Genomic DNA, 16,811 nt, shown 5'->3' with positions numbered 1-16,811 from the left:
ATTTTATGACAGCTTATGAAAAGCTTACAAAATGTTATGAGTGCGTAAAAAGCAAAATAGACTTTGAGCCAAAGGTAGCCCTTGTGCTTGGCTCAGGTCTTGGCGATTATGCAAATTCCATAGACGTGAAATACACCCTCAGCTATAAGGATATAGAGGGTTTCCCTACATCAACGGTAGAGGGTCATAAGGGTCAGTTCGTTTTCGGATATGTTGGAGAAGTGCCTGTTGTTATAATGCAGGGCAGAGTGCATTATTATGAGGGATATGCAATGGAGGACGTTGTGCTGCCTGCAAGACTTATGAGAATGTTGGGCGCAAAGGTGCTTTTCCTTACAAACGCATCGGGCGGAGTGAACGCAGGCTTCAAGGCAGGCGACTTCATGCTTATAACAGACCATATCTCAAGCTTTGTTCCTAATCCTCTTATTGGCAAGAATATCGACGAGCTTGGAACAAGATTTCCTGATATGAGCGAGATATATAACAAAAAGCTCAGGGATATCATCTCAGGTGCGGCAGAAGATCTTGACATAACCCTCCGCCATGGCGTTTATCTCCAGCTCACCGGACCGTCTTTCGAGTCCCCTGCGGAAATAAGAATGGCAAGAACTATCGGTGCTGACGCAGTGGGAATGTCAACAGCCTGCGAGGCTATCGCCGCAAATCATGCAGGCATGAAAGTCTGCGGAATATCCTGCGTTGCAAACCTTGCAGCAGGCATGACGGATAATCCTCTCACTCATGCTGAAGTTCAGGAATGTGCAGACAAGGCTGCTCCCCTTTTCAAAAAGCTTATCACAGAAAGCATTATAAGAATAGGTAAACAGCTTTAAGGTTTTGTAACAGCTTTTTCAAAATAATATGTAACAAATGTGCGAAAAGGGCTGATGATGTGTACTTTTTTGCTAAACTTTGTGAAAAACTATTGACAAATCAAACGCTTTAGTTTAATATATTATTATGAAGTAAATGTCTTCAAAAAAATTATAATGAATATGGAGAGAGAATTATATGGCAAAATTTTGTGGACAGTGCGGAGCTCAGCTTAACGACAATGCGACTTTCTGCACTCAGTGCGGTGCAACAATAGCACCTCAGCAGCCTGCACAGCAGACCGCTTCACCAATGGCAAATCTTCAGCAGGCAGCCAAGAATATTGACATGAACGCTATCAAGGACGCTGTTTCTGTTGAAAATATCAAAAATCTGAAAAACAAGCCTAATAAGCTCACTATCGCAGTTCTGGCAGTTTTGCTCGTGCTTGTTATTTTGGTAGTCGTTATCCTTTGTCTGATCTTCGGCGGTGGAAGCTGGAAAACTCCTATCAATAACGTTATGGACGTTCTCAATGACGGTGACGGTAAGGCTTATGAAGAGCTTATGCCTCCTTATTATAAAGATATGGCAGACGCTCTGGACGGTATCATTGAGATAAGCGACGAGGATTTTGATGAAGAGGCTGAAAAGCAGAGAGATAGACTTACAAAGAAATACGGCGATGACGCTGAGATAAGCTATGAGGTCGTTAAAAAGACTGAGGTAGACTCAGACGATATCGACAGCTACAACGATATGTCAGATCTTGCCTCTGTACTTAGTGTTAAAAAGGCTAAGAAGTATAAGCTCACAAAGGCTTACAAGGTAAAGATCAAGTACACTATCGAAGGCGAAGACGCTGACAAGACCGACAAGACAACTGTTATTGTTGGCAAGATGGACGGCACATGGGTACTTCTGGACGAGGGCGACCTTCCAATAAGCACAGGTTTCTAAGATATATAAACTATCAGTAACGGGCGGAGAATTTTCCGCCCGTTTTTGAAAAAATACGGTGTTTGCACAATGAAAAAAATATCAGTTCTGTGTATGCTTTTGTGTGTGGCAATGCTCTTTTGCTCCTGCGGAAAGGAAGAAAGAGCGGTTCTGGGATATGAACAGCCCGTGGCGACACTTGTCACAGCGGCACAGTATAGCGATACACAGTCATATCTTTCCTGCTTTACCCCGGAAGCGGAGGCGGAGTATAAAAACAGCGACAGCTATAACGAAGCCCTTGCGGAAACTTTGCTCACAAGGGGCGAGGATAAAACAGAGCTTTCTTATAAGCTCAGCAATAAAAAAGAGCTTGACAGCGACGGCTTGAAAGACCTTGAAAAAAGCTATAAGGAAAGCTATCACAAAAATGTGACTATAAAAAAAGCTGTTAAAATGACAGCAAAGCTCACAGAGACCACCGACAGCGGCGAGCTGTCTGCCAGCCGTGAGATAACAGTGGTCAAAATAGAAAACAACTGGTATATTTTCGGGAAAGTTATCGAAAAATTTGATCTCAGCCAAAAGGGCTGAGGGGATCAATAATAATATGAAAAGAGGGTATTAATATGGAAAATTGTCCAAAATGCGGTCTGCCTGTTGCCGACGGCGCAAAGTTCTGCGCTGCCTGCGGAACAAGAATGCCGCAGAAGCTTATAAAGAGCAAGATCTGCTCAGTGTGCGGAAACACACTTAACGCAGGGGCTAAGTTCTGTAACGTCTGCGGAACAGTCGTGCCGCAGGACGAAACGCCTGCCGACGAGCCTGTAGTGGACGAAAGAAATCCTGAAATGGAGTCTATCGAAGTGCCTGAGCTGCATTTTGACGATACTCCTGTGCAAAATCAGACTATTCCGCCAACGACTCCTGATATGCCGACTATGGACAGCGTTTATCTGCCAGGACAAGAGCCTGCAAAGCCTGTTCAGCCTGCACAGCCGACAGCCGAGGAAGTTGCAATGGCTTCAAGAACTGTGGAAATACCTCAGACGCCAACAGTTGCTGAAACACCGAACGTTGCCCCACAGCCTCAGCAGCCTGAAAGAGTTCTTACACCAGAGGGCTATCAGCAGCCTGCTCAGCCTGTGAACAATGCAATGCCACAGATGAATCAGGGTGGACAGCCTATCCAGCCAAATCAGATGAATCAAATGAACGGCGTTACACCTGGAAAGGGTGCAGGCGCACTTGTGCCGATAATACTTATCATTCTTATACTTGCTGTTATCTGCGTTGACGTTTTCTGGCTTTTCAGAGATCAGATATTCGGAAAAAAGGACGAAAGCTCAAATGGCTGTGCAGTGATAACACTGGCAGACGAGGCTGACGATACAGCTGACGAAGCATTTTTCTTTGAAGAATAGAATATAATGTAAAAAGGGACGTTTCAAAGCGTCCCTTTTTTGTGTGTCAATACTGTACTGCGTAAAAGATAAAGGCGACCCAAGGTCGCCCCTGCACTTTAATCTTTCATACTCTCGATTATCTCGTTAGCTTTCTTGTAAATAACCGCAGGCTCTTCGCCTATCCTGAACTCGCCGTCCTCATAAAGCATTTTACCTGCACACATCGTGAGCTTTACGTTTTGCTTTGAACCGCTGTAAACAATGTTTTTGCCTATGTTGTTAAGAGGCTGCATATTAGGCTGAAAAAGGTCGATAACGATAAGGTCAGCCTGCTTGCCTTCTGCGATAATGTCGCAGTCTGAAAGCCCCATTGCCCTTGCAGAGCCTACAGTTGCCGCCTTCAGCACCGAGTCAGCAGGGCAGGCAGAAGCATCATCGCAAGCTATCTTCTGCAAGCCTGTCATAAGGAACATTTCTCTGAACATATCAAGACAGTTGTTGCTTGCAGGACCGTCAGTACCGATAGCGATGTTTATGCCCATATCCTGCATTTTTACGATAGGCGCAATGCCGCTTGCAAGCTTTACGTTAGAGCCTGCACAGTGAACAGCCCATACGCCCTTGTTTTTGAATATCTCAAGATCATTGTCGCTCATGTGAACGCAGTGAAAGCCTGCACCGCCAAAGTCGAAAATTCCGAAGCTGTCAAAAAGCTCAGTTGGCGTCATGCCGTATTTCTCTATGCACTCTCTGACTTCTTTTGCGGTTTCCGAGTTGTGCATTGCAACAGGCGCTTTGTATTTTGCCGCAAGCTTGCCAACGCCCTCCATAAGCTCCTTTTCGCAGGTGTATTCTGCATGGAAGCCAAGCATAAAGCTTATAAGAGGGTCAACATTGTTGTATTTCAGATAGTTGTTTTCAAGCCTTTCAAGATTAGACTTGTCACCGCTCACCGCACCACAAAGCACAGAGCGGAAGCCGCTTTCTATGCAAGCTTTTACATAATCGTCAAGCTCAAAGTACATATCAAATGCCGCCGTACAGCCTGTTGTGAGATATTCAAGTATAGCAAGCTTCGTGAGCCAGTAAACTTTCTCTCCGTCAAGCTTTGCTTCCATTGGAAAGATCTGCTTAAAAAGCCAGTCCTGCAAAGGCATATCGTCAGCATATGATCGCAGAAAAGTCATTGCAGAATGTGTGTGCGCATTTTTGAATGACGGCATAAGGAGATTTCCCTTGAGGTCATATTCACGTTCAAAAACCTTTCCGTCAAGCTCCTCAGCCTTAGGCTTGCCAACGAAAACTATCTTTGAGCCTTCCGTCCAGACCTCTATATCCTGCGTTTCTATGCCGTTGGCAAGGGTCATTACCCTGCCGCCGAAAAATCTTATCATAGCTCTTTATCCTCCCTTACTCTATTTCAAGAACAGCCGTCTGCTCTCCGTGGCGTGAGATAACTCTCGGCACTCTTGCAGATATTCCGCAAACTATCTCGTAGCCTATCGTTCCTGTCATTTTGCCGATATCGTCGGCGGTTATCTTTTCATTTCCCTGTGCGCCTATGAGGACAGCCTCGTCCCCTGCCTTTACGTCCTCTACCTCAGTTACATCACACATGAACTGATCCATACATATCCTGCCTGTGATAGGACATTTCTTTCCGTTGATAAGCACATATCCCTTGTTTGAAAGCGCTCTGGGATATCCGTCTGCATAGCCTGCCGTAACAGTTGCGAGCTTCACTTTGCCATTTGCAGTGTAAGTCCTGCCGTAGCTTACGTCAGTGCCATTGTCTATGTATTTTACCTGCGCAACAGCCGCCTTAAATTCCATAGCTGGCTTTGGCTCAAAAGGCAGAGCCTTTGCAGGGTCAGGATAAAGCCCGTAAAGTATTATTCCAAGCCTTGCAAGAGAGCTTCTCTCATTATAATAGTATACTCCGCCGGCTGAGTTGAGAAAATGCACTTTTTCAAGGTGAAGCCCCTCTGCTTCGCATTTGTCAGCAACGGCAAGTATCTTCTCCGTCTGCGCCTTTGTGTATTTCTCGTCCTGCTCTCTCAGGCTGTCAGCCACCGCATAGTGGGTGAAAATGCCCTCCAGCGCAATGTTTTCAAGCTTCGATATCTCTTTAAGCTCACCGTATATCTTGTCGGTTTCCCCGTGAAGACCTATCCTCGTCATGCCCGTGTCGATAGCGGCGTGTATGCGTACCTTGCCGTCAGCGTTTTCTGAAAGTGCTTTAGCATAAGAAAGCTCTGTGCAAGCCTGAATGATGTCAAGCTTTGTGAGCCACTTCGCATTCTCAGGAGGTGTGTAGCCCAAAATGAGTATCTCGCCCTTTATGCCCATATCCCTGAGCCTGTGGGCTTCGTGTATGTTCGATACCGCAAACCAGCGAATGTCCATCTCGTTTTCAAGAAACGGAACTACTCCGTTGTCAAAATGTCCGTAGCAGCTCGCCTTTACAACGCACATTATCTCTGTTTTTTCCCCTATGAGCCTGCGGTATTCTTTCAGATTGTATTCAATGCTGTCAAGATCTACCTCAGCCCATGCTCTCTTCAAAAAATCCATTTTATTTTTCTTCCCTTTCGGTTTTATAATTGTGCCTTTGCACAAAATATTTGTCATTTTCTATTGAAAAAGATAAATCAATGTGTTATAATGTTCTTATCATGGGCATTGTGTCGCCAAATCTTTCAGGAGGCTTTGATGTGAGTAATATCGTCCCCGCAGAAGAATTTTTCTGCAACCGAGATACCTCTTGCTGCTTTACAGGTCATAGGGACAGGGATCTGCCTTTCGGCGGCGATGTCCATAAGCAGGGTATGAAAAATCTCCTGAGTATGCTCGTCCTTATGATAAAGGAAGCATATAGCGAAGGCTGCCGTACTTTTATATCAGGTATGTCAAAAGGTATCGACCTGCGCTGTGCTGAGATAGTCCACAGCCTTTCGGCTCAGCCCGAATATAAGGATATGAAGCTCGTGTGCGTTCTGCCCTATGCAGGTCAGCGCACAGAGATGAAAACGCCCTTGGACAGCTATACATATTCGCTTATTCTGAACTCTTGCAGTGCGGTCGTGATAACAAGCCCCAAGTATGAAAACGGCTGCTATAAAAAGCGAAACAGCTTTATGGTTGAACATTCCTCTCGTGTGATCGGGGTCATAAAAGAGAAAGCCAAAGGCTCAGGCACTTTGCAGACCATAAACATGGCAAAGCGTGCAGGCCTTACGCTGAACATCATATGCCTTGACGATAATCCTGTTTTTTATATCGACTCAGACTCAGACAGCCGTCCTATTTAGTTTACACCTAAATTGCAAATTGTTCAATAGTTTTCGAGAATTTTTCCGAAAAAGTTTATATATGAAAATATGGCGGACAGTATGCCTGCCTGTATATATTTGAAAGTAAGGAGATCAATAACATGGCTCAGACGAAAGCTCACAAGAAAAAAAGAAGATCTCAGGCTCCTATCGCTCTGGTCTACTTCATAACAATGATAATATTCCTCTTTGTTATCGGCATGCTTGCACTGTATGCCCTCAGAGAGTTTGGCGTTATCGGTAATGACGACAGCGACAGCGACGCAGGCATAAAAAGCCCGGTTTATAATACCCTTTTTGCAAGAGTGAACAGCAAGGGCGTTCTTGCAGACGCAACAGTCATAAGAGTTGCACCGGACGCAAAGAAGATAATCATAATGCCTGTTTCAGCGTTCACAGTGAGCGGAAGCCAGACAATGCGTGAGATACACGAAGAGGGCGGCATGGTGAAGCTTGAAGCAGCCGTTGCAGACACTTTCGGTATCACTATAGACAATTACGTTTCTCTCACAAATGACGCATTCGAGAATGCGGCGGATATTGTGGGTGGAATTACATATACTCCTGATGAGGAGCTTTACTATCTCTCTCAGGATAATGACGAGAACGATATCGCTATCCCAAGCGGCGATCTGACTAACCTCAGCGGTCATCAGATAAGACTTATCTGTCAGTATCCTGTTTTCAAAGAGGGCAGGAACGGTAATATGAAGTTCCTTGGAACTGCGGTCACAATGCTTATAAACAACGCTTTCCAGCAGACGAATATCACTAAGGATAATCTTGATAACTTCTATAATATATTCACCGCAAACAGCGATACCGATTGGACAAGTGCACAGTATAAGGAAGAAAAGTCATATCTCAAGGATATGCTGGATCAGAACCTTACTCCTGCAGAAGCTCTTGTGCCAGAGGGCGAGTGGACGGACGATTCTCACTTTAAGGTGTCTGATAAGTTCAAGGAGAGCGTTCAGACAATGCTCAAAGATACTGCACCGTCAGCAGCGGAGAAGTAAAAACGTAAAGGCTGAAATTTTAACAGGGGGCGATATAACGTGAAACTTCTGGTCATAATCCTTAATAAAACAGACGTGCTTGACTATTTGCTGGAGGGACTTTCAGCAGCAGGCATAAAGGGTGCGACTATAATCGAGTCGTCAGGTATGGCAATGACCCTTTCAAGACTTGACAGCAGCTTTCTCAGCGCCTCTATCCGAGGACTTTTCAGCGGCGACGAGGATAACAGAACTATCCTGTCGGTAATAAAGAATAATCAGCTGGATACCGCACGAAAAATAGTTTATAATACTGTGGGCGATCTATCTCAGCCCAATACGGGAATAATGTTCACCGTTCCGCTGGATTTCGTCGAGGGAACAGTGAAGAAACCCGTGGATAAAGAAAAAGCAAAACCTAAGGATATCCCTGAGGAGAATGAAAAGAACGTCAGTTGATGAAATGTTTACAGACTATTAACATAATATTTAATTCTTTTCATTAAAAACTTTTGAATGTCCTTGCAAAAAATTGTTTTGTGTGGTATAATAATCACAATAGGCTTTTAATGAAAGACTGGAACTTGACTTCCGGTCTTTTGGTTTTGTATGGGGCTTTTTTTCATGGCAAAGCCTGATGGCTTTGCTTTGGGAAGCATTAACGGAGGTGCTGTATGGAAGTAAAGAAAACTACGGTAGAAAAAGTAAGAGAGCTTGCACAGCCTATCGCAGACGAGCTTGGCTTTTTCCTTTGGGACGTAAGGTTTGAAAAGGAGGGAGCAACGTGGTACCTCAGGGTGCTTATCGACAAGGACGGCGGCATAGATATGGACGATTGCGAGGCTTTCACAAGACCGATGAACAAGGCTCTTGACGAGGCAGACCCTATAGCTCAGAGCTATGTGCTGGAGTGCGGAAGTCCCGGACTTGGCAGAGAGCTTAGAAGACCCGAGCATTTTGAGGTCTGCATAGGCGACGTTGTAAGGGTAAGGCTCATAAGACCTGACGAAAACGGTGAAAAAGAGTTCGTTGTGGGTCTTGTGGGATATGACAAGGATAAGATACTTTGTCAGAAGCTGGACGAGGATATGAACGGCGTGGAGAATGTAGAGTTCAAGCTTGCAGATTGTGCTTATGTAAAGCTCAATGATGACGCAGACCTGTTCTGAATGAAGAAATTTAATAAATATGGGCAAAGCCCGAATCAAGTGTGAAAGGATTGATCAGAAAATGAATAAGGAAATGACCAGCAAATTTTTTGAAGCTCTGACGGATTTGGAAAAGGAAAATAATATTGGCAGCGATATACTTATTGAGAAAATAAAATCAGGTATCGAAAAGGCTATCAAGAAGGATTATCCTTACTGCGAGAATATCAGAGTGGATATCGACCCTGTTACAGGAAAGCTCGATATAAGGATTCTCAAGGAAGTTATGGACGTTATGTATGTTGACGACCCTGACAACGAGATTTTCCTTGACGAAGCAAAGGTCTATGACCCTAACATCAAGGTGGGCGATATGGTGGAGATACCTCTCGACCCTGCAAAGTTCGGCAGAGTTGCCGCTCAGAATGCAAAGCAGTCTATCAAGCACGATATCAAGGATTTTGAAAGAGCAAGACTTATCGAGCAGTATCACGATAAGGAGCATGAGTGCGTTTCTGCCACAGTCCAGAAGGTCGAGCCTGCTACTCAGAACGCTATACTTACTATCGACAAGAACGAAGTTTATCTTGTAAGAAACGAGCAGATACCGGGCGAAACACTCAAGGCAGGAGATATCATCAAGGTATATGTTGTGGGTATCGCAAACCCTGACAGAAAGCCTTCTATCAAGATATCAAGAACTCACAGAGAGCTTGTTAAAAGACTTTTTGAGCTTGAAGTTCCTGAGATAGCAGACGGCACTGTTGAAGTAAAGGCTATTTCAAGAGTTGCAGGCGCAAGAAGCAAGATAGCGGTTTATTCAAAGGACCCTAATGTTGACGCTGTAGGCGCTTGTATCGGTCCTAGAAAGTCAAGAATAACTTCTGTTGTGAACGAGCTTAAGGGCGAGAAGATAGACGTTATCAATTGGTGCGAAGACCCTGCACAGTTTATCGCAAAGGCTCTTGCTCCGGCTGAGGTAATAAACGTTGTTCTCAGCGAAGAGGAGGGCGTAAGAGAGTGCCGTGTTACTGTTCCTGATAACCAGCTCTCACTTGCTATCGGTAATAAGGGTCAGAACGCAAAGCTTGCCGCAGGTCTGACAGGCTATAAAATAGATATTGTATCCGAAAGCTCTGCAAAGGCTGAGGCTGCTGATGATGAAAACTAAGAAGATACCAATGAGAATGTGTCTTGGGTGCGGTGAAATGAAACCCAAGAGAGAGCTTATCAGAGTGGTGAAGTCAAAAGAGGGGGATATCTCCCTTGACCTCACAGGCAAAAAATCAGGCAGAGGCGCTTATATATGCAAAAGCGTCGAATGCTTTGAAAAAGCAAGAAAAGCAAGAAAGTTTGAAAGAAGCTTTTCCTGCATGATAAGCGAGGATATATATAACAGCATGGAGGGCGAGCTTAGGGAAAATGAATAATAAAATAGGGCTTGTTACAATGTGCAGAAAAGCAGGAAAGCTTGTAATGGGTATGGATATGGTGAAGGATGCCTGCAATACAGGCAAAGCCTGCGCAGTGTTTGCGGCAACGGATTTTTCACCTAAATCTCTTAAAGAGATAAAGTTCAACTGCTACAAAAACGGGATAAAGCTTTACAGTCTTGGCATGACAATGGACGATATCCATTTTGGCCTTGGCAAAAGAACAGGCGTTATCGCTATTTGCGAAGGAGGCTTCGCAAAGGCTTGCGCCAAAGGGCTTGAGGAGATCCCTATAGACGAAAATGAGTTTTATAGCATTTAGCATTTATTGAGGAGGTATTTTATAGCCTATGAGTATGAAAACAACTAAATATAAGCTTAGCGATATGGCTAAGGATCTGAAAGTTACAAATAACGACCTTATCGAGTGTCTTGGCAAGCTCGGCGGAGAGCCAAAGAAAACACAGTCAGTGCTTACCCCTGAGGAGATCTCTTATGTTCTGGAGTATTATACACAGAACAATCAGGTGGACAGCTTTGATGCTTTCTATGCAAATAACGTAAAGCCTGCCAAGGAAGAAAAGAAGGCAGATAAGAAGCCTGTAAAGGCTGAGAAAAAGGAGAAAAAGGCTGAAAAGAAGCCTGAGCCTAAGCCGGCTCCAAAGGCAGAAGCAAAGCCTGAGCCTAAGCCGGCTCCAAAGGCGGAAGCAAAGCCTGAGCCTAAGGCAGAGCCAAAGGTGGAAAAGAAGCCGGAGGTCAAGGCCGAAACAAAACAGCCTGCACCTGAACAGAAGAAAAAGCAGCCAGCTCCACAGAAGCCAGCAAAGAAGAAAGAGCATGGCGTTCGTCAGCAGCTTGGCGGTTTTTCTGATAAGAAAGAAGCTTCAGGCGGATATACTATCTCTGAGGATAACGATTCATTCGGCACACAGAGAACTATCGACACAAGAGGAAGCTATATAGAGCTTGATAAGTATAACGAGAAGTATGATAACCTTGCAAACTCAAAGCAGAACAAGAGCAAGGATAACTTCACAAAGAAGCAGAAACTCACCCAGAAATCTCAGCAGAGAAAGAAACAGCAGTTCTCACATAAGAAGGAAACTGAGAGCGAAAAGCTTCGCAGACTGGAGCTTGAAAGAGCAAGAAAGCAGCAGCTCAAGGTCATGATACCTGACGAGATCGTTGTTTCAGAGCTTGCAAGCAGACTTAAAGTAACAGCTACCGAGGTCATCAAAAAACTCATGGGTCTTGGCGTAATGGCTTCTATCAATGAGGTAGTCGACTTTGATACCGCCGCACTTGTTGCAGAAGAGCTTGGCGCAAAGGTTGAAAAGGAAGTACACGTTACAATAGAAGAAAGACTTATCGAAACTGACGAAGATCCGGAGGAGAGCCTGCAGGAAAGATGCCCTGTCGTTGTCGTTATGGGTCACGTTGACCATGGTAAGACATCTATCCTCGACAGAATAAGAAACGCTCACGTTACTGACACTGAGGCAGGCGGTATCACACAGCATATCGGTGCTTATCAGGTAGAGTATGAGGGAAAGAAGATAACGTTCCTGGATACTCCTGGTCATGAAGCTTTCACAGCCATGAGAGCAAGAGGTGCGAACGTTACAGATATCGCTATCCTCGTTGTTGCCGCTGATGACGGTATCATGCCGCAGACTATCGAGTCTATCAACCACGCAAAGGCAGCGGGCGTTTCAATAATCGTTGCTATCAATAAAATGGATAAAGAAGGCGCAGATCCTGACAGAGTTAAGCAGCAGCTCACAGAGCAGTCCCTCGTTGTCGAGGAATGGGGCGGCGATGTTATCGCAGTTCCTGTTTCCGCAAAGACCGGTATGGGTATCGACGAGCTTCTTGAAAACATTCTCCTCGTTGCAGAGGTCAAGGAGCTTAAAGCTAACCCTGACAGACTTGCAAGAGGTACTGTTGTCGAGGCCAGACTTGATAAGGGTAAAGGCCCTGTTGCTACACTCCTCGTTCAGAACGGTACTTTGAAGTCAGGCGACGTTATAATCGCAGGCACTTCTGTCGGACGTATAAGAACGATGACAAACGATAAGGGCAGAAGCATTAAGGAAGCCGGCCCGTCAACACCTGTTGAGATAACAGGTCTGGGCGAAGTTCCAAGTGCAGGCGACGTTTTCAACGCAGTTGCAGACGAAAAGCTTGCAAGAGAGCTTGTTGAGCAGAGAAAGCATGAAGCTAAGGAAGAACTGTTCCAGCAGCATCAGAAGGTAACTCTCGACAACCTGTTCAGCCAGATAGCTGAGGGAGAAATGAAAGAGCTTCCTATCATCGTCAAGGCTGACGTTCAAGGCTCAGTTGAAGCCGTTAAGCAGTCACTTGAAAAGCTTTCAAATGACGAGGTCAGAGTTAAGGTCATCCACGGCGGCGTAGGTGCTGTATCTGAGAGCGACGTTATGCTCGCAAACGCTTCAAACGCTATCATCGTTGGATTTAACGTTCGTCCTGACCCAGTTGCAAAGCAGAATGCAGAGCAGAGCGGCGTTGATATCAGACTTTACAGAATAATCTATGATGCAATAGAAGAAATAACAGATGCTATGAAGGGTATGCTCGCTCCTAAGTACAGAGAGGTGGAAACAGCTCGTATCGAAGTAAGACAGGTCTACAAGATATCCAATGTTGGTACTGTAGCAGGTTCTTACGTTCTTGATGGTAAGGTGGGCAGAAATAACGAGATAAGAGTCGTAAGAGACGGTATCGTTATCGCCGAGGATAAGATGTCAAGCCTCAAGAGATTTAAGGACGACGCCAAGGAAGTTGCCGCAGGCTTTGAGTGCGGCATCACTCTTGAAAAGTTCACCGATATCAAGGAGGGCGACATTTTCGAGGCGTTCTATATGGAAGAATACAGAGATTGATAAGCATGCTTACGGGACGGACAGCCGCCCCGTAAGAGCATATTTAAGCAGGAGATAAAGATATTATGGCAGGTTACAGAGCAGGACGTATGTCCGAAGATATAAGAAGAATAATATCGGGCAAAATGAGAGACCTTAAAGACCCAAGGATACACGGAGGAGATATGCTCACTATCGTCCGCTGCGACGTGGCAGGTGACGGCTCATTCTGCAAAGTGTATGTTTCAAGCTTTGAGGGCTATGAAAAGGCAAAAGAAGCCGTTAAGGGCTTTGAGTCGGCAACAGGATTTCTCAAAAGAGAGATATCAAACGTGCTGAAGCTGAAAAAATGCCCTGAGCTTAAATTTATCGCAGATAATTCTATCGAGCATTCAGCAAAGATAAACAAGCTTCTTAAAGAAGTTCTGCCCGAAGAAGAAAAAGAAGAGAAAGACGGCGAAGAACAATAGAGGAGAAAGGATATTATGACATTTCAGGATATTCTTAAAATATTTGAAGAAAATGACAATTTTCTTATTTTAACTCATAAAAGCCCCGACGGCGATACGCTTGGTTCAGGCTTTGCCCTGTGCGCTTTTCTGAGAGATATGGGGAAAAAGGCTGACGTTGTAAATTCTGACAGTTTTCCCGAAAGATATGATCTTATCTATGAGAACTATTACCCTCAGGAATTTGATGTGAAGTATGTTATCGCAGTGGATATCGCAGACACAAATCTTCTTGGCAGCAATCTTTCAAAGTATGCCGAGGAGGGTGCGATCGACCTTTGCATCGACCACCACATCTCAAACAAGTATTATGCAAAGCAGTCATATGTAGAAGCAGACGCTTCTGCCGCAGCACTTATAATGTATAAGATATTCAAAGCTTCAGGCAGAAAGATATCACGTCAGATAGCGAGATGCCTTTATACAGGCATTGCAACGGATACAGGCTGCTTCAAGTATGAAAACACAACTCCGCAGGCTCATATCGCCTGTGCAGAGCTTATGTCATATGGCATAGATTTTGCTTATATCAACAGAAAAATGTTTGATGTAAAAAGCAAGGGCAGACTTATGGTGGAGCAGTCCGTTACAGCGAATATGGAGTATTACTGCGATGGCAAATGCTCTATGATAGTGCTTACAAAAGAGCTTATGGAGAAAAGTGGCGTTGACGCTGCCGAGTTCGAGGGACTTGCTTCTATACCATTGTCCGTTGAGGGCGTGAAAATAGGCATAACAGTTAAGCAAAGACACGAGAACGTCTTTAAAATATCAGTAAGAAGCGACGATGAGATAGACGCTTCTGCATTCTGCCGTGAGTTTGGCGGCGGAGGACACATAAGAGCCGCAGGCTGTGAGATAACAGGAAGCCTTGAAGAAGTCAAGGCTAAGCTTCTCAAGCAAGCGGAAAAGGTCTTGGGCTGATGAGCTTGGATAACAGCAAGGATAATATCAGCGGCATTTTGCCTGTAAAAAAGCCCGAGGGCTGGACTTCTTTTGACGTTATCGCAAAGCTCAGAGGAGTTCTAAGGATAAAAAGATTGGGTCATTCAGGGACCCTTGACCCTATGGCAACAGGCGTCCTGCCTGTTTTCGTGGGCAGAGCCACAAAAGCCTGCGATATTATCCCCGACAGACGAAAGGTCTATACCGCAGGCTTTCAGCTTGGGGTAAGCACCGATACCCTAGACAGCACAGGAAAGACGTTAAAAACAAGCGACAAGGCAGTTGCCAGAGCCGACCTTGAATGTGCAAAAAGCAGTTTTGTAGGCGATATCATGCAGGTGCCGCCTATGTATTCTGCAATAAAAGTGAACGGCAAAAAGCTCTATGAGCTTGCAAGAGCAGGCAAAGAAATAGAGCGTGAGCCGAGAGCTGTCCATATCGACAGCATTGATATAATAGAATATGACGAAGCTTCACGCAGGGGCGTAATGAAAGTTGATTGCGAAAAAGGCACCTATATACGCTCCGTTATCAGCGACATAGGTGAAAAGCTTGGCTGCGGCGGAATGATGACTTCTCTTGAGCGTTCCTATTCAGGGGGCATTGATATAAAAGATTGCTATACCATAGAGGAGATAGCCGAAATTTGTGAGCAGGATAAGCTGTCACAAATGCTTATCCCACTTGACAGAGCCTTTGTAAGCTACGAAAAGACTACCCTTGGACAGTGGGAAACAAAGCTTTATAGAAACGGTGTAAAGCTCAGACCTGAGCAGACAGGGATAAAAGATCTGTCAGAGGACAAACTCTACCGTGTCTACGGCAGTGATAACAGCTTTCTCGGTATCGGCACTTTTCATGAGGGCAGCTTCAGAAGCTTCAAAAATTTCTGATAATTTGTTTTATTCGGAGGGATATTTTGACGGATATAACAAACAGCGGGTTTATCCCCGAAAAAAAGACAGTTTGCGCTCTTGGACTTTTTGACGGAGTCCACAGAGGACATCAGCTCATAATAACAACGGCTGTGAAAAAGGCTCAGAGCCTTGACGGACATTCGGCAGTTTTCTGTTTCAAGACCGACACAGTGACCTCAAAAGGTCATGACGGCAGGATAGAAATGCTTATGAGCGACGAGGAAAAGCATAAAAAAATGGCAGAGCTTGGGGTCGAGGTGCTTTTCTCACCTGATTTTGCAGAGTTCAAAGGCATGTCACCGGAGGACTTTGTGAAAAAGGTGCTGAAAGAAAGGCTCAATTGTAGCGGCGCAGTGTGCGGAAACGATTTTACATTCGGCAAAGGCGCACAGGGTAAGGCTGTTGACCTTAAAAGGCTCGGTGAAAAATATGATATAGATGTGGAAATAGTAAGTCCACTGCTCATGGGCGGCGAGGTCATAAGTTCCACTGAGATAAGACGATGCGTCCGTGAGGGCGAGATAGCCAAAGCAAATGAAATGCTGGGTTATCATTTTGGATTCTGCCTTGAAGTGGAACACGGCTTTCAGCGTGGCAGAACGTGGGATTTCCCCACGATAAATCAGCAGATACCAAAGGGCAGGGTAATGCCGAAATTCGGCGTTTATTGCTCTGCTGTTGAAATAGACGGAAATAAGTATGCAGGCGTGACAAATATAGGCGTAAAGCCTACCGTCCATGTTGAAACAGCTCCCCTTGCGGAAACTTTCATCATGGATTATCATGGGGATCTTTACGGCAGAAAGCTAAAACTTGAACTGCATGAATTTCTTCGCCCCGAAAAAATGTTTGACAGCTTTGACAGCCTCCGTGAGGAGATAGCAAAAAACAAAGAGCAGGCGGTCAGATATTTTGAGGAAAATAAATTATGACAAGTGAAGATTTGCCAAGACGAAAGAAAATACGTCTTGAGGGTTATGATTATTCTGCGAACGGCTTGTATTTTGTGACGATATGTGTTACTGAAAAATACCAAGTCCTGTGGGAGAATGTAGGGGCGAACAGTGTTCGCCCGCTGACTGCAAATGAAATTCTGCACCCAAAACTTTCTGTTACAGGAAAACTTGTAAAGAGAAAACTCACAGAGATATCTGAGCACTATCCCGACGTTTTTGTAGAGATGTCTTGTATCATGCCTGACCATGTGCATATTATAATCAAAATTGAAAAACAGCCGAAAAACGGGCGAACACTGTTCGCCCCTACAAGTGAAACACCGACACTTTCAAGGGTCATAAAACATTTCAAAGAGGCTGTCACAAAAGAACTAGGTTATTCCATATGGCAAAAATCTTTTTATGATACGATAATCAAAAACAGAAAGCAACACGCAGAAATAAGGCAGTATATTGCAAATAATCCTGCAAAATATGTAAAAATTGCATTTGATGAGCAGGATATGAAATAAGACTCTAATTTTGAAAGG

Annotated in this window: 19 protein-coding genes; 17 read left to right on the top strand and 2 right to left on the bottom strand. The window is 44.7% G+C overall.

Translation table 11 applies throughout. The annotated features are described in order from the left end of the window. Window positions 1-5 precede the first annotated feature (5 nt). The 4 genes from DWW81_RS00480 (at window position 6) to DWW81_RS00465 (ending at window position 3,179) form a co-directional block, all read left to right on the top strand. Window positions 6-836, top strand: coding sequence for a purine-nucleoside phosphorylase (locus tag DWW81_RS00480; protein WP_117856903.1), 831 nt, complete (start codon window positions 6-8; stop codon window positions 834-836). 178 nt (window positions 837-1,014) lie between these two features. After that, complete coding sequence (locus DWW81_RS00475) at window positions 1,015-1,776, top strand: zinc ribbon domain-containing protein (RefSeq protein ID WP_117896611.1); 762 nt, start codon at window positions 1,015-1,017, stop codon at window positions 1,774-1,776. 69 nt (window positions 1,777-1,845) lie between these two features. Beyond that, a complete protein-coding gene (locus DWW81_RS00470; protein WP_147338942.1) occupies window positions 1,846-2,349 on the top strand; it encodes a hypothetical protein in 504 nt (167 codons plus the stop codon). Window positions 2,350-2,384: 35 nt separating this feature from the next. Continuing rightward, window positions 2,385-3,179 (top strand): zinc ribbon domain-containing protein, encoded by a 795-nt coding sequence (locus tag DWW81_RS00465; RefSeq protein ID WP_117896609.1) that lies wholly within the window; start codon window positions 2,385-2,387, stop codon window positions 3,177-3,179. Window positions 3,180-3,277: 98 nt separating this feature from the next. On the opposite strand, the gene DWW81_RS00460 is transcribed toward DWW81_RS00465, so the two are convergent. After that, complete coding sequence (locus tag DWW81_RS00460; RefSeq protein WP_117896608.1) at window positions 3,278-4,555, bottom strand: amidohydrolase; 1,278 nt, start codon at window positions 4,553-4,555, stop codon at window positions 3,278-3,280. A gap of 16 nt (window positions 4,556-4,571) precedes the next feature. Next, a complete protein-coding gene (alr, locus tag DWW81_RS00455) occupies window positions 4,572-5,735 on the bottom strand; it encodes an alanine racemase (RefSeq protein ID WP_117856891.1) in 1,164 nt (387 codons plus the stop codon). Window positions 5,736-5,815: 80 nt separating this feature from the next. Between alr and DWW81_RS00450 the strand changes: the two genes are divergently transcribed. The 13 genes from DWW81_RS00450 (at window position 5,816) to DWW81_RS00390 (ending at window position 16,793) form a co-directional block, all read left to right on the top strand. Beyond that, complete coding sequence (locus DWW81_RS00450; RefSeq protein WP_242989549.1) at window positions 5,816-6,472, top strand: SLOG family protein; 657 nt, start codon at window positions 5,816-5,818, stop codon at window positions 6,470-6,472. Window positions 6,473-6,594: 122 nt separating this feature from the next. Next, window positions 6,595-7,512, top strand: coding sequence for an LCP family protein (locus DWW81_RS00445; protein ID WP_022287251.1), 918 nt, complete (start codon window positions 6,595-6,597; stop codon window positions 7,510-7,512). Between the two features lie 39 nt (window positions 7,513-7,551). Beyond that, on the top strand, window positions 7,552-7,950 hold the full coding sequence (locus DWW81_RS00440; protein ID WP_242988935.1) for a hypothetical protein: 399 nt from the start codon (window positions 7,552-7,554) through the stop codon (window positions 7,948-7,950). 215 nt (window positions 7,951-8,165) lie between these two features. Then, the gene (rimP, locus tag DWW81_RS00435; protein ID WP_117896607.1) at window positions 8,166-8,660 is read left to right on the top strand and encodes a ribosome maturation factor RimP; all 495 of its coding nucleotides are present in this window, start codon (window positions 8,166-8,168) and stop codon (window positions 8,658-8,660) included. Between the two features lie 73 nt (window positions 8,661-8,733). Continuing rightward, on the top strand, window positions 8,734-9,810 hold the full coding sequence (nusA, locus tag DWW81_RS00430; RefSeq protein WP_117892165.1) for a transcription termination factor NusA: 1,077 nt from the start codon (window positions 8,734-8,736) through the stop codon (window positions 9,808-9,810). Continuing rightward, the gene (locus DWW81_RS00425; RefSeq protein ID WP_038672821.1) at window positions 9,800-10,069 is read left to right on the top strand and encodes a YlxR family protein; all 270 of its coding nucleotides are present in this window, start codon (window positions 9,800-9,802) and stop codon (window positions 10,067-10,069) included. Before nusA ends, DWW81_RS00425 begins: the two co-directional genes overlap by 11 nt. Then, window positions 10,062-10,394 (top strand): 50S ribosomal protein L7, encoded by a 333-nt coding sequence (locus tag DWW81_RS00420; protein ID WP_038670206.1) that lies wholly within the window; start codon window positions 10,062-10,064, stop codon window positions 10,392-10,394. The genes DWW81_RS00425 and DWW81_RS00420 overlap by 8 nt, the downstream gene beginning before the upstream one ends. Window positions 10,395-10,422: 28 nt before the next feature. Next, window positions 10,423-12,975 carry a translation initiation factor IF-2 gene (infB, locus tag DWW81_RS00415; protein WP_242989548.1) on the top strand — a complete coding sequence of 851 codons (2,553 nt, stop codon included), beginning with the start codon at window positions 10,423-10,425 and terminating at the stop codon, window positions 12,973-12,975. A gap of 65 nt (window positions 12,976-13,040) precedes the next feature. Next, the gene (rbfA, locus tag DWW81_RS00410; protein ID WP_117856888.1) at window positions 13,041-13,424 is read left to right on the top strand and encodes a 30S ribosome-binding factor RbfA; all 384 of its coding nucleotides are present in this window, start codon (window positions 13,041-13,043) and stop codon (window positions 13,422-13,424) included. A gap of 15 nt (window positions 13,425-13,439) precedes the next feature. Beyond that, window positions 13,440-14,387: a bifunctional oligoribonuclease/PAP phosphatase NrnA gene (locus tag DWW81_RS00405; protein WP_117896606.1), complete on the top strand. Its 948-nt coding sequence runs from the start codon at window positions 13,440-13,442 to the stop codon at window positions 14,385-14,387. Further along, window positions 14,387-15,301: a tRNA pseudouridine(55) synthase TruB gene (truB, locus tag DWW81_RS00400; protein ID WP_117896605.1), complete on the top strand. Its 915-nt coding sequence runs from the start codon at window positions 14,387-14,389 to the stop codon at window positions 15,299-15,301. Before DWW81_RS00405 ends, truB begins: the two co-directional genes overlap by 1 nt. A 26-nt stretch (window positions 15,302-15,327) precedes the next feature. Further along, complete coding sequence (gene ribF / locus DWW81_RS00395) at window positions 15,328-16,257, top strand: riboflavin biosynthesis protein RibF (RefSeq protein ID WP_117896604.1); 930 nt, start codon at window positions 15,328-15,330, stop codon at window positions 16,255-16,257. Beyond that, window positions 16,254-16,793 carry a transposase gene (locus DWW81_RS00390; protein ID WP_046439159.1) on the top strand — a complete coding sequence of 180 codons (540 nt, stop codon included), beginning with the start codon at window positions 16,254-16,256 and terminating at the stop codon, window positions 16,791-16,793. Before ribF ends, DWW81_RS00390 begins: the two co-directional genes overlap by 4 nt. Window positions 16,794-16,811: the final 18 nt, after the last annotated feature.

It is taken from the genome of Ruminococcus sp. AF17-1AC (genome assembly GCF_003461385.1).
GTDB classification, from domain to species: domain Bacteria; phylum Bacillota; class Clostridia; order Oscillospirales; family Ruminococcaceae; genus Hominimerdicola; species Hominimerdicola aceti.
This window is presented reverse-complemented; position numbering and strand designations above follow the sequence as displayed.